Raw genomic sequence first — 21,367 nt, forward strand, 5'->3', positions numbered from 1 at the left:
TGGGGGAAAAGGGGTAAGGAATTAATGGGAAACAAACAGAACTTCGGTGCAGGACAAAAGCCTGAAATTGAGCCGAGTGTTTTTCTGACGAACCTGCCGGGAATCGTTGGATTCTATCCGCGGGGGCAGGTAGTGATTGCGGCGTTGTATCGTCAGCAGGTCGAAGATCTCATCGATGGCAAGGTCGAGTTTGATCCGACAGCGCATGCTGGCCCGATGCTGATTAAGGATGTGGCCTCGATGGAGAACAATCCTGACTTGGTGCGGGCAGCCGCGGACTTCCTGCTCGATGAAGGATGCACTCACGCAGATGTGTTTATCATCGACGAATCCTGGGGGATTGAAAAGGACTCCACACCTATTACAGGCTGGCTGCGAGAAGGCGGCCTGCATGAGGTGCGTTTGGCGGGCGTTGCCACTATTGCTGCGGGGGAAGTTGTCACGGACGAGCAGGGAGAGATCGTCGGCATTGTCGGTGACAGTCTGATGACCGACAATGCAAATCTAATCTCTCGGCAGGGAGAGCAGATTTTCAAAAACTATGAGGAGTACCGCAGCTATTTTCGAGGTGGCCAATTCCGCGACAGTAAAGACAGGGCTCTGATTGAACGCCTCCGGGAACGAGCGACAGCCGTTGAGCAGCCTAGGAAGCTCAAAATTGGTTCGGACAATCCCGCGCTCATCGAGCATTTCGACATGCTAAAAGCCGCCGTGGAAAACGTGGCCGATGGTGTGATGGATGCACATGAGGCGGTTCGCGATGAAACCGCGGGATATGCCATTGCTGCAGCACTGACCAACGTCACCTTGCGCGATATGTCCATGATTTTCATTACTACGCAGTTGGCGCAATCAATGGGAGAAATCTGGCGCGAGGCCGCAATCGTCCACCGCGGCAGCCTGCGTGCTAACGCTTTAGCGTGTTTTGCCATCGCAAAGTTCGCGGCTGGGCTGGAGAACTATGCGCAAACAGCTCTCGATGAGGCAGCGGGGGAGCAACCGAATCATTCACTGACTCAGTTGCTGGAAATTGCGGTCGCCAATCAAATTGTGCCGAGGTGCGTTGGCACAATTCTTGGTGCGGCACAAGAGGTGCTGCGCAGGGTATACAAGGTGAAAATGCCGCGTATTGATTAGCGACCCTGCAAGCTGTGCTGCAGTACCTAGCGGTGCGCCGAGTGGGCTCGGTCGCCGAGGTTCTTGGTGTACTCCCATGCATCGGCGACGATGGTTTCCAGCTCCGTATGATTGGGCTTCCATCCGAGCTCGTCCATGGCGCGCTGAGAAGAGGCAATAAGGGTTGCCGGATCACCGGCTCTACGCGGTGCATCCTCAGCAGGAATCGGGTGACCGGTGACCTTACGGCAGGTCTCAATAACCTGGCGAACCGAAAAGCCGTCGCCAGAACCGAGGTTGAAGATACGGTGGGTTCCCGGCGTGTTGGACTCCAGTGCCAAGACGTGCGCATCGGCGAGGTCTTTGATGTGGATGTAGTCACGAACCGCGGTGCCGTCCGGAGTCGGCCAGTCATTGCCAAAGACCATAATCTTGTCGCGGTGACCGAGCGCAACCTGCAGTACCAGGGGGATGAGGTGAGTTTCCACCTCACGGTTTTCGCCAAAACCGCCCCAGGCACCCGCCACATTGAAGTAACGCAAGCTGGTAGCGCCGATGTTGTATGCCTTGGCGTAAGACGAGATGGCGTAGTCCATGGCCAGCTTGGTGGCACCGTAAGGGTTGGTCGGTGCGGTTGGCATGTCTTCGGTAATTGGTGTCTTCTCTGGCTCACCGTAGGTTGCAGCTGTCGAAGAGAACACCAGGTTATTCGTACCGGTATCACGCATTGCGTCGAGTAGCTTCAGGGTTTGGCCCACATTGTTGTGCCAGTAGTCGGAAGGAACCTCAACAGACTCGCCAACAAGCGATTTCGCAGCGAAATGAACGACGCCGTCGAAGCTGTCGGAGGACAGAACCTCGTAGGCCTTGTCCGCCACATCGCCTTCGACTAGGGTCGCGCCCTCTGGCACCGCATCACGGTTGCCAACAGAGAAGTTGTCCAGAATGGTGACGTCGTGGCCAAGAGAAATCAATACTGCCGAGCACACGCTACCGACGTAGCCGGCACCACCAGTGACGAGGAGTTTCATTTGATAATCACCATGATTGCGTGAGACAGAGTATCCGGAATGTCAAGAGAATGATCACCACGGGCGAGAGTCACGCGGCCGGCGGCAACCTCGGCAAGTGCCTCAGTACCCGGCATAATTCCAGCCTTGTGGAGACGCTTCATGTAGCTCTGCTCGACCTGCAGGATTTCGTTAATCTGGACGATCTCAACGGTGTACTCGCCGGGGTTTAGATCGGACAGTCGGCGAACGTTCTCTAACGACTCTGGTGACTGAGTCCCACCGAGGTCTCCCAAACCGGGAATCGGATTGCCGAATGGGGAGCGTGTGTAAGAGTCAAGCACGTCGAGAAGTTTGCGCTCGACCTCGTCACTCATTACGTGCTCCCAGCGGCAGGCTTCGTCGTGAACCTTGTCCCATTCGAGGCCAATGACATCCGTAAGTAGGCGCTCAGCTAGGCGGTGCTTACGCATGACAGCCGTGGCCAGCCTGCGGCCCTCGTCGGAAAGCTGCAAGCTGCGATCTGGGGCAACTACGAGAAGGCCATCGCGCTCCATGCGCGCAACGGTTTGGCTAACGGTCGGCCCCGACTGCTCAAGGCGTTCGGCAATGCGAGCACGCAAAGGAATGATGCCCTCTTCTTCGAGTTCGAAAATCGTACGTAAGTACATTTCCGTGGTGTCAACCAAATCCCTCACGGTTTTCCTCCGATAACACAGTCTTAAAAGTTTTCACTCAAGTATTAGGATAACCACACTTGCGCAAGAAAGATGTTAGGGCTCGCAAATCTAGTGGCTTTGGTGCTGATTAGGCAGCGAAAAGCTTGGTTCGGTGGGCGCTGCTGAGACGGAAGGGAGCGTACGCGATGTCGAAAGTTCGACGTGCAGACGAAAACGCCGACCGCCAGTGTGGATGAAACTCCGGCACGGGGTCGGCATTGAAGTCCAGCTCTATCTCAGGGCTGAAATTAGGAACCCTATCGATGTCACCGCCATGTGGCGTTAGTTTGCGTACTCACGCAGCTTGTCAGCACGGTCACCCTCGCGGAGCTTGGACATAACTTCCCGCTCAATCTGGCGGACGCGCTCTCGAGACAGGCCAAAGTGGCGGCCAATCTGATCCAGCGTGCGGGGCAGGCCATCGTCGAGACCGTAGCGGAGCTTAATAACTTCCTGCTCTCGAATCTCGAGAGTGGACAGAACCTTGCGGACATCGTGGTGACGCAGGGAAGCGACAACTGCCTCCTCGGCATCAGTTGCCTCTGAGTCCTCGATGAAGTCTCCCAGAGGAGCTTCCTCATCAGTGCCCACCGGCATGTCCAAGCTCACCGGGTCGCGGGACTGACGCAGCAGCATCTCAATCTTGGCTTCTGGAATGCCGGATTCCTCTGCCAATTCCTCATTCGTAGCCTCACGGCCGAGTTGCTGGTAGAGCTCACGCTTGATACGAGAAATCTTGTTGACCTGCTCAACCAAATGAACAGGGAGGCGAATGGTGCGCGACTGATCAGCCATACCGCGGGTAATAGCTTGGCGAATCCACCACGTTGCGTAAGTGGAGAACTTGAAACCCTTGGTGTAGTCGAACTTTTCCATGGCGCGGATGAGGCCCAAGTTGCCCTCCTGGATTAGATCCAGCAGAGGCATACCGCGGTTGGTGTAGCGCTTCGCCAGCGAGACCACAAGACGGAGATTGGCTTCGAGTAGGTGGGCGCGTGCAGCCTTACCTTCCTTTGCCAAAATCTTGACATCACGCTTCTTTGCGCGGGTCATTTTCGCGCCGGTCTGCAGCAAATGCTCGGCGTATACACCGGCTTCAATGCGCTTAGAAAGTTCCACCTCTTCTTCAGCGCTGAGAAGAGCAGTCTTTCCGATGCCGTTCAAATACACACGAACCAAATCGGCGGACGGATTGGAGTTATTGCCAGTGCGGCGCCCCTTGTCCCGTGGCTGACCTTCCAGTTCGTCATTTTGAATATCGGCACTCTTCATGAATCTGCCTCCTGGATTTTTAAGTGGACTCGATAACTACAACGCACGGAGTTACGGAAATGTTCCCGTGAAAGTTGATGAATGTCAATAGGGTAATTTTGCCATGCAAATATAATGTTAAGAAAAACTGCCGCGACTAGCATTCTATGAGAACTGTAAAGGGTCCATCATTGACGGATGCGACCTCCATCATCGCTCCAAATTGTCCCGTTTCGACCGTCAAGCCACGATTGCGCAAGTTCTCGACAATTTTTTCTATGACGGGTCCGGCCTCTGGGCCCGGAGCCGCGTCTACCCACGACGGCCGCCGTCCCTTCTTTGTCGCCCCCATCAACGTGAATTGGCTAACAACGAGCACCGGGGCGCCAGCGTCGACAGCGCTGAGCTCGCCATCCAGAATGCGCAGCTCCGCAATCTTGCGGGCCATCGTTTCCCAAGCATCGGCAGTGTCCTCGCGGCCAACACCTACGAGCGCCAAAATGGCGCCGGTATCGCCTCCGTCAACGTGGCCAACAACGGAGCCGTCGACAGTGACTGACGCGGATTTAACTCGGGTGAGAACGGCTTTCATTTACTGTTTATCCTCCAAGAGCTCGGCGGGGAGAATCAGACCATGGCGAACCAAGTCAACGACGATGGGAACTAGGGCGTCCTTGATTGCAGGGACTTCGGACTCATCAAAGGCTCCAAACATTGCCATGATGTCGATGACGGAGCCCAGGGCAGCTTCGGGATGCAGTGCACCCAGGATGGTTGCGACGGACTCATCGATTGAGTGTGTCCAGGCGGGGCCGTCGGTGCGTGAGATGCGCGTATCGAACTCAGTGAAGCCCTGGCCGCTGTCGACGTCGGCAAGCGAAACGCGTTCTAAGGCGACGCCGGGTCGCACAGTAAAGGCAGCTTCGAGGATGGTGTTAGCAGTTTGTGCGCGAAGCCATTCGGCGCGGCCGAGATACTCCTGGGCTTCGGCGCCGAAGGGAGCGGCCAAAGGCTGCGGCATTTCTTCGCACACGGCGGAAGTCGGGCCGGCAATGCGTTGGACTGTGATGTAGCCGAACCCGATGCCTGTCACGCCGCTGTTGCGGAAGTGCTCCAGCCAGGCACGGGAGCGCTCGCAGCCCTCTGGGCTGCGGGGGTCGATGGACTCGTCTCGAAGCCAGGTGCCAATGTATTCCGCCGGCGTGGCGACATCTCGTTGTGTTACCCACACTTCGAGGCCTTCAGCAGGGAGCCAAGAGGCGATGCGCTGTTGCCAACTTTCGCCCTCGATATGGGCCCAAGCGCCGAGCAGATGCGCCGTGCCGCCGTCGGTGAGATGGTCGGCCAGACCGCGGATCATAAGTTCGGTGGCACCGTCCAGGTTCAATCCTGAGTCACGGTAAACATGTTCCACACTTGGCAGCCCTACGACGAACGGCGGGTTCGCCACAATGCGGTCAAACTTCTTGGCTGCAACCGGTTCAAACCACGAGCCTTCGACGGCCTGCGCCTGGTCGAAGCCATTTGCTGCGAAAGTAGCGCGGGCAAAAAACAGCGCCCGGGGGTGAATGTCCGTCGCGACAATCGACTTTGCATCAGGCTGGGCAAGGCTCTGGACGCCACAACCGGCACCGAGGTCGAGTACGGATTCCACCGCCGAGGTCGGCGAAATATCGAGGAGGGAGCGGGAAGCCCGCCCTACGCCCAAGACATGATTGGGTCCAGGAACGTGATTGCTCATCGAGGCGTCGCGGTCGGAAAAGACAATACGGTCGACTCCCGCAATCTCAACCGGGCGCACATCGATACACACCTGTGCGTTGGTGGCGGTGCCGGCAAATATGCCGCTGTCCAGTAACTTGGCCGTCAGAGCAGGTCCAAATAGCTGGTCTGCGTCGGCGAAGTCGCCCAGGATGAGAAGACGCAACGCGGTCACAGTGTCCGCAGAAACGCCCTCAGTTTCGGTAAGTAGAACATCGACAACGCCGGGCTCACCGCGGTCCAGCGCGGCCAGTCCCTCGGCGCCTAGGACTCGACGCAGTGACTCACTGGAAAACTCAAGGCGCCTGAGCGCGGTGGCAAATTCCTCCGCACAGTCGACAAAATCACGAAGCTGCTGATCAGTCGGTGGGGTGAAGGTGGAGGGGGAAAAGGTCATCGTAGGCACTACTCTCGTCGTAAAGCGGGGCGGAGGGGCTAGTTAGGGGAGCTTGACGACGGATCGTCGTCTTCCGGCATATCGATGACATTTGCATCATCGAAGGGGGTTGAGATGGTCTCGTTACCGGACTGCGGCGGTGCGTCGGTGTCTTCGGTACTGGCGGCAGAACCGAGCGCGCGCATCTCTGCTTCCTTGAGGGCGCGCTGGCGTTGCTGCTCCTCCCATTTGCGGTTTTGCTCGCGTACAACTCCAGGCTTGTAGACGCGCGGCTTACGCTTGTCAGCGGGTTCTCCAACGCCATTGGCGATGACAACCGCGATCCACGGCATGGGTACGGAGACGACCATGAGAATCGCTGCGATCCACGGGACATCCCACCACAGATAAAAAGCGCCGGAAAGAAGCAGCAGCGGAATGCGAGACCATTGCAGGGCGGCGTAGACGTGGCGGCGGTGGTCATAGTTGCGAATCCGAGAGCCGCGGGCGTCGGTAATCAACGCCGCGTCTTTCTTGCGTCGCCGGGAACCTCCGCGTTTCGGCAGCGCGGAGTCGCGACGGTCATTGATTCGCGCCATGGTTGTCTAGCATACGCCTGTGGCGTGGGGTCGTCTCAACTAGCTATGCCCGTTGCAGCCGCATGCTCGCGTAGTCACAGCGATGTTGCGGATGGCTGTGGAAGGCAGCAGTCTGCAGCGGCCAGCACCTGGGTCGCTAGGCATAATTTGACCGATGGGGCACAATTGGAATCTGTGAGCACTCCATTGAAGACGACAAAGACGATTGAACGCACCGATACCCGCGTCGATGAGTCGACGAGGGACGACACTCCGAAGTTCTTCCATTACGTCAAGAAGGACCAGATCGTGAACTCCGCGGTCAACGGCTCCTACGTCGTTGCTCTGTGCGGTGAAACCTTCCCAGTGAAGAAGTCGGCGAAGCCGGGTTCACCGGTATGCCCTGACTGCGAGCGGATTTACAAGTCCCTGCGTCGCAAGTGAGCGGGCTTCGTAAATGGCAGCAGGAGGCCCTCGACAAATACCTGGCGACTAACCCCAAGGACTTCCTTGCAGTGGCGACACCGGGCGCAGGTAAGACGACCTTCGCCTTGCGTATCGCCAGTGAGTTGCTGTCGCGCCGGATCGTCGAGCGCATCATCGTCGTGGTTCCCACTGAGCACCTGAAAGTGCAGTGGGCTGCTTCCGCTGCTCGTTCGGGGATTGCGTTGGATCCCAAATTCACCAACGCCAAGGGTGTGGTAAACCCCTCCTACCAGGGAATTGTTGTGACCTACGCCCAAGTCGCAGTGCATCCGTTTAAGCACCATGCCGTAGCCACCGCTCGGCCGACATTGGTGATTCTGGACGAGGTGCACCACGGCGGCGATGCCAAGAGCTGGGGCGACGGTATTTCCGAAGCTTACGGCGATGTCGAACGCCGCCTGTGCCTAACTGGTACGCCGTTCCGCTCCGATGACGCAGCGATTCCGTTTGTTCGCTACTCGCCGGACGGCGATGGTTACTCGCGTTCCGTCGCCGATTACACGTACGGCTATTCCAATGCGCTTGCCGACGGCGTCGTGCGCCCAGTGGTCTTTTTGGCTTATTCCGGTGAAGCTCGCTGGCGTGATAGCGCGGGTGATGAGTTCGCTGCGCGACTGGGCACCGTGATGAGCCCAGAGGAGACCACGCGTGCTTGGCGCACCGCGCTTGACCCAAAGGGCGAGTGGATGCCATCTGTGCTGCGGGCAGCGCACACCCGGCTCTCGCAGATGAGGCAGCATATCCCGGACGCGGGTGGCCTGGTTATCGCCTCCGATGCGGCAACTGCCCGTGCGTACAAACGCATTCTCGAGCAGATTGCCTCTACGCCGGTGGCGTTAGTGCTCTCGGATGAACCGGGCTCGTCGGAACGAATCAAGACTTTCTCCGAGTCCACCGATGAGTGGATGGTAGCCGTGCGCATGGTCTCCGAAGGCGTGGACGTGCCGAGGCTGGCGGTCGGTGTGTACGCGACAAGTTCCTCGACTCCGCTATTCTTCGCGCAGGCTATCGGACGATTCGTGCGAAGCCGCATGCCGGGGGAGACTGCTTCCGTCTTCTTGCCGTCGATTCCGGTGCTGCTCGACTTGGCCTCGCAGATGGAGGTGCAGCGCAACCACGTGCTCGGCAAGCCGGATCGGCCTTCGGAGGGCTGGGAAGATGACTTGGTCGCTGAGGCCAATCGCCGCAAGGATGAGCCCGATGAATTGCTGCCGGCCTACGAATCCATTGGCGCGGATGCTGAACTCGACTACCTCATCTACGACGGCTCCTCCTACGGCACCGCAACCGTTGCTGGTTCCGCCGAAGAGGCCGATTATCTGGGTTTGCCAGGGCTTCTCGACGCCGATCAGATGCGACTCTTGCTGCGTCAGCGGCAGGATGAACAGCTTAAAGCCGCCAGTGCCCGAGAGAAGGAAGCCCGCGAGGAGGCGAGGGAATCGTCGTCAAGCGGGGGCGAAGGGGGCGCGGTGCACCGGATTGAGGGATCGGCGTACCCAAGGCCGCAGAAGGTGGCCAGTGAGGTGTTGCCGAAGTTGCGGAAGGAGCTCAATACGCTGGTGTCGATGACAGCGGCGCGAACCGGTAAGCCACATGGTCAAGTGCATAACGAGGTTCGGCGCGCCTGTGGTGGCCCGCCGACTGCGCTATGTACGGAGGAACAGTTGCGTGATCGCATCAGCTACCTGCGTAATTGGTAGGGTTTCAAACGAACTGAGCAATCTATGGTGGAGAGAAGAATGTCGGCAAGCAGTGATAAGTCGAGGCCGTCAGAATTGACCGGCGGTGGTTTGTCAGCTGTACCAGGCAATGACGGTCGGACTATTGGCGTGCTGGCACTGATCTTTGGCGTCGGCGGACTCTTGATGTCCTGGATGATTGTTGGTGGCATCCTCGGTGTCTTTGGCATTGTTCTGGGCATCATCGCGATGGCGAAGGCAATGAGTGCCAAGAAACGCGTGCAGGCAGCCGGGGGAGACGCGGTCATCAGCGGTTCGTTCGGATTGGGCGTGGTCGGCATTGTGACGGGTATTGCAGCCGCCGTGGTGTCGCTGATGCTGTATTCGTCGACATCAGATGCGATGTCGAAGTGCGAGAAGTTCGAGCGCACCTCTGGAGAGTATGCCGAGTGCATCTCTAAGCAGATGGGTACTGATCAGCCAAAGAAGCAATCGGAGTGAGTTCGGAAGCGACATCAATGGCGGTCTTACTTTGTGCCCGGAGTTTTCGGTCAACGCCAGATACGCAATCAGGAAATGAGCTAACCCCGTAATCCACCCCCGAAGCCCAACTGCCTGCAGTTTCGGCCGGGGGTTTCTTAGTGAAATCTCATATTTGGCCGAGTGTTGGTAATGATATTGGTGTCAGAAAGTACCCACATTTGGCATCCCCTACATGCGGTAAACGTTTGAACATGCGTGCAATACAGGATGTCTGCTGATTATTAAATAGGAGCGTGAATCGTGGCAGCGACATCTACGCGCGACAACTCCCCGGAACTGTCACCTGGCCAACAAGACCGTGGATACCTCAGCCGAGAGCTTTTCCGTAAGCGCACCGGTCTAGGACTCGGTATCATCCTGGCCCTGCTCGTGTACTTCTTTATGCCGGCTGAGCTCGATCACAACCTGCGTGCAACCGCAGGTGTAGCAGTGCTTATGGCCGTGTGGTGGATGTCCGAGGCTATCCCGATTGCCGTTACGGCTCTGCTGCCGCTGGCTCTATTCCCGATTCTCAACCTCGCGGAGATTAAGGATTTCTCGGGCAAGTACACAGACCCGACCATCTTCCTCTTTATGGGCGGCTTCCTGTTGGCGCTGGCGATGCAGCGTTGGAACCTCCACAAGCGCGTCGCATTGTGGGTTCTGGTGCTCATGGGGTCGTCACCAAAGATGCTGATTCTCGGCTTCATGGTGGCTACTGGCTTCCTGTCGATGTGGGTCTCCAACACGGCCACGGCCGTGATGATGCTGCCAATCGGTGTGTCCGTCCTGAGCCTCATTGTCCGAATGCTGCACGATGAAAAGGTTGCTGCAGAGGATACGGGCTCTGCGAGTGAATCCGTCGCTGAAACCCCCGGTGGGGATGCGCTGGAGGAGGCCGAGGAGTCGTCGTCAAGCTATGACCCGATGCCAAAGTCAAACTTCGGTATCGCGCTGATGCTGGGTATCGCTTACGCGGCATCGATTGGTTCGCTGGGCACCATTATTGGTACTCCTCCGAACGCTATGCTGGCGGCCTACATGGCGGAGCAGGGAGTCAATATTGGGTTTGGCCAGTGGATGCTGCTCGGTGTCCCGGTGGCGGTTGTGCTCATGCTCTGTGCATGGTTCCTGCTGACAAATGTTCTGTTTAAGCCGGAGATTACGCATATTCCAGGTGGGCGCGAACTCATGCGTGACGAGTTGAAGCGCCTTGGCCGTATGTCGACTGGAGAGCGCCGGGTGCTCCTGGTGTTTATCGCGGCGGCACTGGCGTGGGTCTTTGTTCCGGTGCTGCTGCCCGACACCAAGATTGCCGATGCGGTTATCGCAATGACCGTGGGTATTGCGCTGTTCATTATTCCGGGCGGTCCTGATGGCGTTAAGCTTATGCGTTGGGAAAATGCGTTAGAGCTGCCGTGGGGCGTGCTGCTGCTGTTCGGTGGTGGCCTCGCACTGTCCTCGCAGTTCGGTGCCTCTGGGCTGTCGGACTGGATTGGCGAGCAGCTGTCTACTCTCGGCTGGATGCCAGTGGCTGCACTCGTGGTTGTCGTCGGCGCCGTTGTGCTGTTCCTGACCGAGTTCACCTCTAACACCGCGACGGCCGCGACCTTCCTGCCGCTGGTTGGTGCGATGGCAATCGGTCTGGGCCACGACCAGATGATTTTCGCCGTTCCAGTTGCACTGGCAGCTACTTCGGCCTTCATGATGCCGGTTGCAACACCGCCGAACGCCATCGCCTACGGCTCCGGCTACGTCAGCATGGACAACATGGTCAAGGCCGGTGTTTGGCTGAACGTCGTCGCACTGATCGTGATTTCTGTGGCATCGCTGACGCTGCTGCAGTGGGTATTCGGCGTCGTGTACTAGCTGGGTATGTAGTAGCCCGTAGTGGATGGTGGGGCAGCGCGCTGAACCGCCACCGGACTGCTTCGCCTAGCGTTGCTCAGATACTCCTTCGCCCCGTTCCACTTCGGTGGTCCGGGGCTTTTGGCTGCAAATGTGAAACTGCGTGAGTTTATGACACTTTCAGGCCATTTTTCAGGTCATTTTTGACATAAACGCAGTCAGTAACTCACTAGCGCTGACACCAAAAGAAAAACCGGGCCCGAATAAGGTGTGAAACCTCATTCAAGCCCGATTCTCTGGGGCTAGCTGTTAGCCCCTGAACAACTTCAGGTTAAAGCTTTACTCCAAGTAGTCGCGCAGAACCTGCGAACGCGATGGGTGACGCAGCTTGGACATCGTCTTGGACTCGATCTGACGGATGCGCTCGCGTGTCACACCGTAGACCTGGCCAATCTCGTCAAGCGTACGCGGCATGCCGTCGGTAAGGCCGAAGCGCAGGCGGACGACACCGGCTTCACGTTCGGAGAGAGTCTCCAGAACGTCGCCAAGCTGGTCCTGGAGGAGCGTGAAGCTGACGGCGTCCACAGCGATGACTGCCTCTGAGTCCTCAATGAAGTCACCGAGCTGGGAGTCGCCCTCGTCACCGATGGTCTGGTCCAGCGAAATGGGTTCACGAGCGTACTGCTGAATCTCGAGAACCTTTTCCTCGGTGATGTCCATCTCCTTAGCGAGCTCTTCCGGAGTGGGCTCGCGGCCCAAATCCTGGAGCAACTCGCGCTGGATACGGCCGAGCTTATTAATGACCTCAACCATGTGAACCGGAATACGAATGGTTCGAGCCTGGTCGGCCATTGCACGAGTAATTGCCTGGCGAATCCACCAGGTTGCGTACGTGGAGAACTTGTAGCCCTTGGTGTAGTCGAACTTCTCGACGGCGCGAATCAGGCCGAGGTTGCCCTCCTGAATCAAGTCGAGGAAAGCCATGCCACGGCCGGTGTAGCGCTTTGCCAGGGACACCACAAGACGGAGGTTGGCTTCGAGCAGGTGATTCTTGGCGCGCTGACCGTCACGAGAAATCTCGCGCAAGTCGCGCTTCTGAGCGTAAGCGATGCGCTCGCCGGCTTCCTTGGCCTCGTCAATCTTGTACTGCGCGTACAGACCGGCCTCGATGCGCTTTGCCAGACTGACTTCTTCCTCGGCAGTCAGCAGCGCGACCTTACCAATCTGCTTGAGGTAGGCGCGGACAGAGTCGGCGGAGGCGGTGAGGGCAGCATCTTTGCGGGCCTGACGCAGACGAGCGGACTCGTCCTCGTTCCAGACCTCGTCGCCCTCGTCCTCTTCATCCTCGTCTTCGTCTTCGTCCTCGTCGTCCTCTTCTTCATCATCGTCGAGGTCGTCGTCTTCGAGGTCGTCATCATCCAGATCGTCGTGAAGATCATCGTCTTCGAGATCATCATCCAGATCCGGGTCGTAGTCCTGCTCCTGCTCCAAGTCGTGGTCGAGTTCCTCGTCCTCGAGCTCTTCGTTCTCAGTTGCGTCGAGAGCCTGCGCGTCCTTCGCCTTCGCTGCAGCAGCCTTGGCCGCGGTGGCCTTCGCAGCCGTTGTCCGCTTAGTTGCCTTCTTGGCGGCGGCCTTACGCGTGGTCTTCTTAGCGACGGACTTCTTGGCCGCCTTCTTCACGGTCTTCTTGGCCGCTGCCTTCTTAGCGGTCGTCTTCTTCGCCGCAGTTTTGGTAGCAGCCGTCTTTTTGGCAGCAGTTTTCTTCGCGGCAGTCTTCTTTGCCACGGTCTTCTTCACTGCCTTCTTGATGGCCTTCTTTACAGCCTTCTTTGCAGGAGTAGCTGAACCGGTGCCACTCCCGGTGGATTGGTCCTGAGCTTGCCCCAGTTCGTTGCCTGCCACGAACGCCCTTTCACGATGTACGTTGTGTGCGCCGCCAAAGCCGCCGCCAGCTTCTCTCGGTCGAAGAGAAGCTCAACGCGCCAGTGGTGCGCCTTTACTTCGTCTATAGCCAACTAGCCGAATGGAAAACATTCAGAGCTGACCTTTTCGTGCCACGGTCATCAGTGTTGCTTTCTGGCTCCTAGCGAAGAAGTAATCGGTGAAAATCCTCATCGAAGCAGTGCGCTGGAATTCGATTTTCCCAATCCTCCTCGAGCCTGTTGATTATTCAACCTTGCCGTGAGTCAACTTCTTATTGTAAACCAATTCTTAAAATCGCCGCCACGGGGCATGGCTTCAAGCACGTGTCACGCCCGACACGTAGCTACCAATCCCCATATAAGAAATGAAAGTGGTTAAGGGTAAAGTCCCTGGTCAGCTGCAAAGGCGGCGCCAGCAATACCCGCATTATTATCCAAACTTGCGGGGACAACTGGAGTCTTACATGTCAACAGCGGAATCCACTTTTCGTGTTCGCGACTGATTCCGCCGCCGACGATGATCCGTGACGGCCAAAACAGCGCCTCGTAGGTCTTAAGCACCTTGCTCACGCGCTCAGCCCACTCTTCGAAGCCGAGCCCCTCCACATCCTTAACTCTCGCGGATGCAAAGTGTTCGGCCTCCATGCCATCAATGATGAGGTGGCCTAACTCCGAATTGGGGTAGAGCAGTCCGTCATGAATGAGCGCGGAGCCGATGCCTGTACCAAAAGTTAGCAACAACACGGCGCCGGTCTTATTGCCCGGATCGCCAAACTGGACTTCAGCGAGGCCGGCAGCGTCAGCGTCGTTAAGCACGTGCGCCTTGTTGTTGGGCAGGTATTTAGCGAAGAGCTCTTGGCAGTTCGTATTAACCCAAGAACCGTCAATATTGGCGGCCAGCAAGGCAATCTGATTCTGTACGACGGACGGAATCGTGATGCCGACATCGGAATCCCACTTCGCAATGTCCACAATTTCTGCAATGGTCTCCGCAACCGCTTCCGGAGTTGCCGGCTGTGGCGTGAAAATTTTAATGCGGTCGCCAATAAGCTGCCCAGTTTCAAGGTCTACGCGGCCACCCTTGATTCCAGAGCCTCCCACGTCGATGCCAAATCCAATTCGTTGTCCCATAGCTCAAATTGTACGAAACAGACACAATGGGGGCATGAGCAATAACTCGCATGGCACCGAACAACTCGCTAACAGCGCGGATAATAGGGGGTCTGCTGCACCGAATAGCCCCGGGTCCGTGCGGCCCAGCGTCGGGGAATTGCGTGACCGCGCGGTACTTATCGCCCGCGCAGCCGCGGCGCACATCGCCAGTCGTCGGGTCGAACTCGGCTCCGATGGCGTTTTAGCAAGTTCCGAAACGAAGTCCTCAGCTGTTGACCCCGTCACCGTCGTCGACCGTGAATCTGAGGAGCTCATTCGTTCGCTTATCAAGACGTTTAGCAGCTCTGACCGCATTTTGGGCGAAGAAGGCGGGCTTGACGACGGCGCGAGTTCCCCAGCGCAGGCTGCCAACGAGGGCGAAGCGGTGACCTGGATTGTAGACCCCATTGATGGCACGGTGAATTTCCTTTACGGCCTGCCCAATTGTGCCGTGAGTATCGCTTGCGCCGTAGGCGATGAGGTAGTGGCGGGTGCAGTGGCAAATGCGTCCTCGGGAGAGATTTACAGTGCAGCTAAGGGAGAGGGCGCTCAGGTTTCTCGACGGGACGGCACTGTGCAGACGCTTAGTTGTTCCCCAACGGCCGAGCTGGAAAAGACACTTGTGGCAACGGGATTCAGCTATTCCGCTAGTCTCCGGCAGGTGCAGGGCCGGATAGCGTCGCAGTTGCTGGGGGAGTGTCGAGATATTCGGCGCATGGGATCGGCGGCGCTGGATTTGTGCATGGTGGCGCACGGCCGTGTTGATGCGTATTACGAACACGACATCAAGGTTTGGGATTATGCAGCTGGTGCTCTGATTGCGGCTGAAGCAGGCGCAAGGATTAGGGTCCCGGAATTCACTCAGTGTGCCAACGTTACTGGCCGGCCGGAGGGAGACCCGCTCGACTTTGGTGTCGGTGCGGCGAACTCTGAAGTTGCCGATGCGTTCTTCGAGGCATTGGATGGTGCTGTCGCGCAGGCTAGGAATTAGTGCGTCGGTCTAGGAGCAGGTGCTCGAGCCTAACGAGCTCAACCCCTCTAGGTCGGCTTGTTCGCCACGGTTCAATGCGGACATCGTTTCCTCAACCTGGCTGGCTACTTCGAGATCCTTAAACCCCTTACCCAAGGACACATCGACGGTTGCATCCGGCCGACCATCGTGGATGAGCTCAAAGCAGGGGAAAAGAGCGTGAAGCGCTGCGGCGTGGCCATTGAAGTCCTCGCCATAACGCAGCTGGCCGAAGCAACCGAGGTCTTGGTTTTCCACAATAGGGTCGTTGCCGTAGGGAACCTGCTCATCGAGGACAAAATCGAGCTGCCGCAATTGCTCGGCGACGGTTGTAGCCTGGCCGACTTTGCCGTTGGCATTATAAACGCGCACATGAACATCCGACGGTGGAACGACGTGCTCTCCGATTAGCGTGGTGGAGGAAACAGGGGGCCCAGCCGCGGGGAGGGAACAGGACACCGGATAACTTGCCGGTTGGCTGCGGAATGCCAACACCCACAACGTAGCGGCAATCACTACAGCAACGACGGAAACCACCACGTAGGGAACAATTTTTCGTCGATGTGACGTGCTCGAAGTGCTCGCGGGGCCTGAACTCATAGCCATCATGTTATCCTCTCCTCGGCTTATTGGCATAGAAACCTATTTTGACCTGCAGAGATGACAGATTGCGTGAATTGCCTTAATATCCGCTGAGAAAGGCGCTGGAGAGTACAGGGTGTCAATCGTCTCAACGCGTTGTATTCTCCGAGAAAAAGTCAGTTCACAATGTCTAGCAAAGGTCCAGAAAGAAGGTTTGGGACATGGCTGTAAACTACGATGCCCCGCGTACTCGTGAAACCGAAGAGCTGGAGACCGATTCCCTCGAGGGCCTTCAGGCTGCATCTGCTGAGAAGGAAATCGACGACACTGACGACGGCGAAATTGTTGAGCCGTTCGAGTTGCCGGTTGCCGACATCGCGGGTGAAGAATTCGATATGGATGTTGCCCCGAAGGGGGAGGATGAATTCACCTGTGGCTCCTGCTTCATGGTGATGCACCGCTCAATGATCGCAATCGATAACGGCGATGGATTCCCCATCTGTCAGGACTGTGCCTAATCCCCGCACAGCCGGGATAGCTTCCTAGGAAAAAGGAAAACCGCCACTACCACGGTTCTGGCGGCGCTGGGGCCGTCGGCAAGCGTGTAGCGGCGGTGAGAGATTTGACCTAGCGGTCGAAGAGACTGTCAAGCAGTGCCTCGGGGTGGCGGGTGGAGACCAGCCAATAGGGGGTGGGGTCGTCCGGATCGTCGAGGACTAGCAGCACCATCGTGGGAATCCACGTGTGTGTAACCAGGAACGCTGCTGGATCGAGCTGACGGCCCAACGCATTGCGCTGCGCGGACTTCGGGACCACCAGGGATTTGGCAACAACCGATGCTGGCAAAACTGCCGTGCCAGCGTGAAGCCAGCGTTCACCAGTGCTGTCCACTTCCACGGACACCGTGGTCTTCGACATAGTCAACAGCACCCACACGCCCACGGCCAGACAAATAATGCCGCCGATGACAAGCCAAATCGGTGAACGGTTAAAGCCAATCTGGGCCGTGCATACAAAAACGGCAGCAGCGCCGAGTACCCAGAACCACCAGGGAACCCAGAGCTTTTCGGAATAGACAATCGATGAATCTCCGCTCGAGCTCATTGCTATTGCCGCACCTTCAGAGACGGATGCTGAGCTGTCGTCGCGACGAGGCTGCAGGTTATCTTTTCCACTCACGGTTATCCATTCTAGGGCACGGCTATGCTCGGTACTGACAAGGCCGAAGTGCGGTTCTTAAAAGACGCGACAGCGAAGGATATACAAAGAGATGACTTATGCCCCGGTGCAAGTGAAAAAGCTCGCTAAAGACGCTGTGATTCCCCAGCGTGCGCATGCCGATGATGCCGGTGTGGATTTGAGCTCAGTGGAGGATGTCATCCTAGCACCAGGGCAGCGGGCGCTCGTGGGAACCGGTATTGCCATTGCTTTGCCGGCGGGCACAGTGGGATTGGTTCATCCTCGCTCCGGATTGGCTTTCAAAAAGGGGCTGTCCATCGTCAACGCACCCGGCACGATTGATGCCGGTTACCGTGGTGAGCTTAAAGTCTGCCTGATCAACTTGGACCCGACCAATGCGGTGGAGATCGCCAAGGGCGATCGAATTGCCCAATTGGTTGTGCAGAAGGTCGAGCTCAGCCCGCTGGTGGAAGTCGATGAGCTCGATGAAACTGAACGCGGCGTGGGAGGTCACGGGTCAACCGGAGTGTCCACGACGCTTTAAAACGCCTCTGACAGCGCGGGGACCCTACCAAGTGTGGTTCAATGCGTGAAGAGCTCAATAAAGCGTTTACAAAAGCGTATACAAAGATTTCTTTTTAGCGAGGTGTCAATAAACCACCATGTGGCCATTTGGAAAGAAGAACCAGCCAGAAGAACCAGCTGCTGAGGCAGAGACCGTTGCCACCGACTCTGCGGCGCCAGCTTCTGAGGAGGCTACCGCAACCGTGCATGACGACGCGTCGGAAACCGCCGCGGAGAACGCACCAGCAAACGGCCCCTTCGATATCAACAGCGCTAGCCCGACGCAGTTTGATTTTTCGGACTTCGCGAAGGCCAGCCTGAACCTCGGTTCGATGCTGCTGCCTATTCCTCACGTTGGTGATATTCAGGTGGAGATGGGGCCGACAGGTCCAACCATGCTGCACGTCGCCACTGAGCATGGCCGCGTAACTCCTGTAGCATTCGCTGCTCCGACGTCGGGTGGCCTCTGGGAGGAGTCCGCTCAGGAAATCAAGGACGGTCTTGAGTCCGATGGCCTCGATGTCCATGTCGAGCAGGGGCCGTGGGGTTCTGAGGTCGTAGGTCGCACCTCCGATATGGAAATGCGAATCATCGGCGCCGACGGCCCGCGTTGGATGCTTCGCATGACGGCCTCCGGTCCGGCTGATCGGGCGGAGGAACTTGCGAATCTCGCCCGCGGTCTCCTTGCCCGTAGCTTCGTCTCTCGCGGTGAGAACCCGATGCCAGCAGGTCAGCCGCTTCCGGTTACGCTGCCGTCCCAGATGGCCGAGCAGATTCGTCAGGCATACCAGCAGCAGACCCAGGCTGCTCAAGCTGAAGGTGAACCTGGACAGGTGCCAGGCGCTACTGGTATCAACCCGGATGGTTCCACCAATTAGTTTGGTTAACCCGCCAGCAGAGAGAGGCTAGCTGCTTGACAAGGTAGAAGAGGATCTGCAGGTGCCACTGTGCACTGCCCGCCGCCGTCACCCGACGGCGGCTTTTCTCTTGTCAGCGGGTAGTATCACACTGCGTGAACATCGAAGTGACTATTGACCGTCCCGCTGCCGGCGGAGAATTCATTGCCAGCTATGACGGACGTATCGGTTTCGTCACCGGCGGTATCCCCGGCGAACGCGTTGTTGTCGAAATTGCCAAACCTGATGCCAAGCTTTGGCGCGGCAATGTCGTTGAGGTTCTGGATGCCTCAGAGCATCGAATTTCGCAGCGTTGCGAAGCAGCTCAGCAGGGCGCGGGCTGTTGCGACTGGGGTTTTATTGATCCTGAGCACGCGGCGCGTCTCAAGGCTGATGTCTTGACCGATTGCCTGCGCCGTCTTGGACGTTTCACCGCCGACGAGCTGCCAGCTATCGATGTTCTTCCACTGGCTCCGACCTCCCGTTGGCGCACGCGCGTGCGGCTGGGTGTGGATTCCCAGGGACGAGCGGGATTACGTCGTTCCCGTTCCCACGAGCTCGTCATCGGCTCCGAGTGCGTCCAAACAGTTCCCAATCTCATCGCTGGCTTTTCGACGGCCGGAACCATCCCCGCCGCTAAGCCTGCTCGCGGTCGAGGGAGCAAGAAGCCGAAGCCAGGAGAACTCCATGTGGCCATGGACACGGAGGGTAACCGAAGTGCTGTGTACGTTTCCGGCACCGGCAGGAACCGCAAGCAAACGGTGATTGAAGGCGAGCCAACCACACAGCACACTGTTCACGGAATTACTTTCGATGTGCCGACTACCGGTTTTTGGCAAGCCCATTGCCATGCCCCTGAGTTCTATGGATCGCGCATCATTGAACTGTTGGCCGGTCAGTCTTTCTCCTGTGGTTGGGATCTTTACGGTGGCGCAGGCGTTCTGTCGGCGGCACTGCGCAAGCTAGTTGACGCAGAGGGCTCAATTCTCTCTGTCGAGGGTTTTGCAGCGGCAGCGACGGCGGGGCGCAAGGCCTTCACTGCAGCTGACCACAGTGCGAATGCGTCGTCTGCGGCACCAGTCCGGTTCGTTACTGGGGATGTCACCAAGGTAGTGCGCCGCGAAGTTGCTAATGAGGAAACACCAAACCCGGATATCGTCGTTCTCGACCCTCCGCGCTCCGGTGCTGGTAAGGATGCCGTTGCAGCTATTGCTCAGGCAAAGCCACGCGTGGTTGTACATTTCGGTTGCGATCCGGCGACTTTTGCCCGCGATGCCCGGTACTGGGCTGACTACGGCTACGCGTTCAAACACCTCGAGGTCGTTGACGCATTTGGCCTAACGCATCACTTTGAAACCATCGCGGTGCTAGAGCGGCTGTAGCTAGAGTGGCTGCCGCATGGGCGCAAGAACGTTGGCGCCGATCACGTCGGCAAGCAAATGTGCCTGCCATGGGCGGAAACCCTGTTCGCTGAGGTGAGCGGAGATTTCGGTAACGGCTGGCAGGCCGCCAGCGTAGTTGTCGTGGTGGCGGAAAACGAATGAGCCGACTGCGCGGCTGTGAATCCACCACACCAGTTCACGTGTCTGCGCGGAAGTGATGAGTGTATCTTTGCGCAGATGTATTTGGGCACAGACGTTGTCGATGCAGTCTCGCGTGGTTTCGAAAATCTCGGCGGCTTGTGGGGCATGTTCAGCCCAACGCCGAAAGTGGGGCATCTGGTTGGGAGCCTGCTTCTGGGGCTTCGGCCATGACGACCTGGGTTCCTGACGGGCTTCATTAACGACCTTCAACCAAGCGTCCGCAGCACCGCGACGGCGACGTGGAAATCCACGGATTGCAGTCAGTTCACGCTGCGTACCGGGGAGTTGTTCTGCGATTGTACGTAGAACGCTGTGACCCATGACGTGTGTTGGGGAGACATCACGGCGCTGCGCGATTTCGTCACGCTCAGTCCACAGTGCACGGGCGACGTGAAGTTGTTCGGGAGTGCGCAGCTTCCCAATCCCTTTGAGCCCCTGCCACGAGTGTCCGACGTGCAGGCCATCGAGGTATTTACGGTTTAGAGCGAGTTCGCGTTCGCATTCCTGTTCCAGCCATTCCAAACGGTCGAGCTCAGTCAGCGCCTGACAAAGAACCTCGGCGAGTTCGATGAGCAGCTCGACATCCAAGGCTGCGTAGTCCAGCCAATCTGCTGGCAGTGGACGAGTAGACCAATCCTCTCGACCGTGCCCCTTGGCAAGTCCAACTCCGAGGAGTCGCTCTGTCAGAGCTGCTAAGTTGACTCGCTCCAGGCCGAGAAGGCGGCCGGCCAGCTCAGTGTCAATGACTTTGGTGGGGTAGAGGCCCAGAGCTGCGAGGCAGGGAAGGTCAGAATGAGCGGCGTGAATAATCCAGGTCAGGTCGTTGACTGAGGAACCAAAAACGGCCATCGCCTTGCGACCATCTTCGGGATCGATGAGAAAGGTGCCCGCTCCACGGCGGCGAAATTGAAGCAGGAAGGCGCGGTCGTCGTAGCGATATGCCGAAGCTCGTTCAGTATCGACTGCGAGCCAACCGTGTCCTTTGGCCAGCTGCTCACCGGCGTCAATAATGTCGTCGATGGCAGAAAGCACGCGTGGAGTTCCCTCGGCTGGGGCAAGTCTTACTTCTACGTCGGGACTAGTTTCCACGTCGGAGCTCATCGCACGCCTCTTCGGTCGTCGGTATCAGCAGTC

The 21,367-nt window shown here is 57.8% G+C and carries 21 protein-coding genes; 10 read left to right on the plus strand and 11 right to left on the minus strand.

Annotated features, from left to right (window positions below):
* The first annotated feature begins 24 nt into the window (after positions 1 to 24).
* Complete coding sequence (locus HMPREF2878_RS05380; protein ID WP_049193020.1) at positions 25 to 1,137, plus strand: DUF4192 domain-containing protein; 1,113 nt, start codon at positions 25 to 27, stop codon at positions 1,135 to 1,137.
* Positions 1,138 to 1,163: 26 nt separating this feature from the next.
* Here the strand turns inward: HMPREF2878_RS05380 and galE are convergent, their stop codons facing one another.
* The 6 genes from galE to HMPREF2878_RS05410 all read right to left on the minus strand — a co-directional run bounded on the left by galE (position 1,164) and on the right by HMPREF2878_RS05410 (position 6,832).
* Complete coding sequence (galE, locus tag HMPREF2878_RS05385; RefSeq protein WP_016422642.1) at positions 1,164 to 2,147, minus strand: UDP-glucose 4-epimerase GalE; 984 nt, start codon at positions 2,145 to 2,147, stop codon at positions 1,164 to 1,166.
* Positions 2,144 to 2,824, minus strand: coding sequence for an iron-dependent transcriptional repressor DtxR (locus HMPREF2878_RS05390; RefSeq protein ID WP_016422643.1), 681 nt, complete (start codon positions 2,822 to 2,824; stop codon positions 2,144 to 2,146). Before HMPREF2878_RS05390 ends, galE begins: the two co-directional genes overlap by 4 nt.
* 303 nt (positions 2,825 to 3,127) lie before the next feature.
* A complete protein-coding gene (locus HMPREF2878_RS05395) occupies positions 3,128 to 4,117 on the minus strand; it encodes a sigma-70 family RNA polymerase sigma factor (RefSeq protein WP_016422644.1) in 990 nt (329 codons plus the stop codon).
* 136 nt (positions 4,118 to 4,253) lie between these two features.
* On the minus strand, positions 4,254 to 4,688 hold the full coding sequence (gene dtd, locus HMPREF2878_RS05400) for a D-aminoacyl-tRNA deacylase (RefSeq protein WP_016422645.1): 435 nt from the start codon (positions 4,686 to 4,688) through the stop codon (positions 4,254 to 4,256).
* Entirely contained in the window at positions 4,689 to 6,254 is a 1,566-nt protein-coding gene (locus HMPREF2878_RS05405) for a DUF7782 domain-containing protein (protein WP_070652959.1), read from the minus strand.
* 38 nt (positions 6,255 to 6,292) lie between these two features.
* Entirely contained in the window at positions 6,293 to 6,832 is a 540-nt protein-coding gene (locus tag HMPREF2878_RS05410; protein ID WP_070652960.1) for a DUF3099 domain-containing protein, read from the minus strand.
* A 174-nt stretch (positions 6,833 to 7,006) separates the two neighbouring features.
* Between HMPREF2878_RS05410 and HMPREF2878_RS05415 the strand changes: the two genes are divergently transcribed.
* From HMPREF2878_RS05415 to HMPREF2878_RS05430, 4 genes are all read left to right on the plus strand, one after another.
* Positions 7,007 to 7,255: a DUF3039 domain-containing protein gene (locus tag HMPREF2878_RS05415; RefSeq protein WP_005509477.1), complete on the plus strand. Its 249-nt coding sequence runs from the start codon at positions 7,007 to 7,009 to the stop codon at positions 7,253 to 7,255.
* A complete protein-coding gene (locus HMPREF2878_RS05420) occupies positions 7,252 to 8,997 on the plus strand; it encodes a DEAD/DEAH box helicase (RefSeq protein WP_048733265.1) in 1,746 nt (581 codons plus the stop codon). The genes HMPREF2878_RS05415 and HMPREF2878_RS05420 overlap by 4 nt, the downstream gene beginning before the upstream one ends.
* 39 nt (positions 8,998 to 9,036) lie before the next feature.
* A complete protein-coding gene (locus tag HMPREF2878_RS05425; protein ID WP_016422649.1) occupies positions 9,037 to 9,477 on the plus strand; it encodes a hypothetical protein in 441 nt (146 codons plus the stop codon).
* A gap of 282 nt (positions 9,478 to 9,759) precedes the next feature.
* Entirely contained in the window at positions 9,760 to 11,367 is a 1,608-nt protein-coding gene (locus HMPREF2878_RS05430) for an SLC13 family permease (RefSeq protein ID WP_049170921.1), read from the plus strand.
* A 318-nt stretch (positions 11,368 to 11,685) separates the two neighbouring features.
* Here HMPREF2878_RS05430 and HMPREF2878_RS05435 read toward each other — a convergent pair whose 3' ends face one another.
* Both HMPREF2878_RS05435 and ppgK read right to left on the minus strand, forming a co-directional pair.
* Positions 11,686 to 13,248, minus strand: coding sequence for an RNA polymerase sigma factor (locus HMPREF2878_RS05435; RefSeq protein WP_016422651.1), 1,563 nt, complete (start codon positions 13,246 to 13,248; stop codon positions 11,686 to 11,688).
* Positions 13,249 to 13,643: 395 nt separating this feature from the next.
* Entirely contained in the window at positions 13,644 to 14,399 is a 756-nt protein-coding gene (ppgK, locus tag HMPREF2878_RS05440; RefSeq protein ID WP_042388657.1) for a polyphosphate--glucose phosphotransferase, read from the minus strand.
* Positions 14,400 to 14,433: 34 nt separating this feature from the next.
* Between ppgK and HMPREF2878_RS05445 the strand changes: the two genes are divergently transcribed.
* On the plus strand, positions 14,434 to 15,411 hold the full coding sequence (locus HMPREF2878_RS05445) for an inositol monophosphatase family protein (protein WP_070652961.1): 978 nt from the start codon (positions 14,434 to 14,436) through the stop codon (positions 15,409 to 15,411).
* 9 nt (positions 15,412 to 15,420) lie between these two features.
* Here the strand turns inward: HMPREF2878_RS05445 and HMPREF2878_RS10980 are convergent, their stop codons facing one another.
* Positions 15,421 to 16,029, minus strand: coding sequence for a LytR C-terminal domain-containing protein (locus tag HMPREF2878_RS10980; protein ID WP_168161654.1), 609 nt, complete (start codon positions 16,027 to 16,029; stop codon positions 15,421 to 15,423).
* Between the two features lie 203 nt (positions 16,030 to 16,232).
* Here HMPREF2878_RS10980 and HMPREF2878_RS05455 point away from each other — a divergent pair, with 203 nt between their 5' ends.
* Complete coding sequence (locus HMPREF2878_RS05455) at positions 16,233 to 16,529, plus strand: DUF4193 family protein (protein ID WP_016422655.1); 297 nt, start codon at positions 16,233 to 16,235, stop codon at positions 16,527 to 16,529.
* Positions 16,530 to 16,638: 109 nt separating this feature from the next.
* Here HMPREF2878_RS05455 and HMPREF2878_RS05460 read toward each other — a convergent pair whose 3' ends face one another.
* Positions 16,639 to 17,115, minus strand: coding sequence for a DUF3093 domain-containing protein (locus HMPREF2878_RS05460; protein ID WP_049173043.1), 477 nt, complete (start codon positions 17,113 to 17,115; stop codon positions 16,639 to 16,641).
* A 166-nt stretch (positions 17,116 to 17,281) separates the two neighbouring features.
* On the opposite strand from HMPREF2878_RS05460, the gene dut reads away from it, so the two are divergent.
* From dut to HMPREF2878_RS05475, 3 genes are all read left to right on the plus strand, one after another.
* Positions 17,282 to 17,734 (plus strand): dUTP diphosphatase, encoded by a 453-nt coding sequence (gene dut / locus HMPREF2878_RS05465; RefSeq protein ID WP_016422657.1) that lies wholly within the window; start codon positions 17,282 to 17,284, stop codon positions 17,732 to 17,734.
* A 118-nt stretch (positions 17,735 to 17,852) separates the two neighbouring features.
* Positions 17,853 to 18,632, plus strand: coding sequence for a DUF3710 domain-containing protein (locus tag HMPREF2878_RS05470; RefSeq protein ID WP_049173039.1), 780 nt, complete (start codon positions 17,853 to 17,855; stop codon positions 18,630 to 18,632).
* Positions 18,633 to 18,766: 134 nt separating this feature from the next.
* Positions 18,767 to 20,032: a class I SAM-dependent RNA methyltransferase gene (locus HMPREF2878_RS05475; protein ID WP_049193025.1), complete on the plus strand. Its 1,266-nt coding sequence runs from the start codon at positions 18,767 to 18,769 to the stop codon at positions 20,030 to 20,032.
* Here HMPREF2878_RS05475 and HMPREF2878_RS05480 read toward each other — a convergent pair whose 3' ends face one another.
* On the minus strand, positions 20,033 to 21,334 hold the full coding sequence (locus HMPREF2878_RS05480; protein ID WP_049193026.1) for an HRDC domain-containing protein: 1,302 nt from the start codon (positions 21,332 to 21,334) through the stop codon (positions 20,033 to 20,035).
* Between the last annotated feature and the right edge of the window lie 33 nt (positions 21,335 to 21,367).

Source organism: Corynebacterium sp. HMSC065H09, from assembly GCF_001812845.1.
Classification (GTDB): domain Bacteria; phylum Actinomycetota; class Actinomycetes; order Mycobacteriales; family Mycobacteriaceae; genus Corynebacterium; species Corynebacterium jeikeium_D.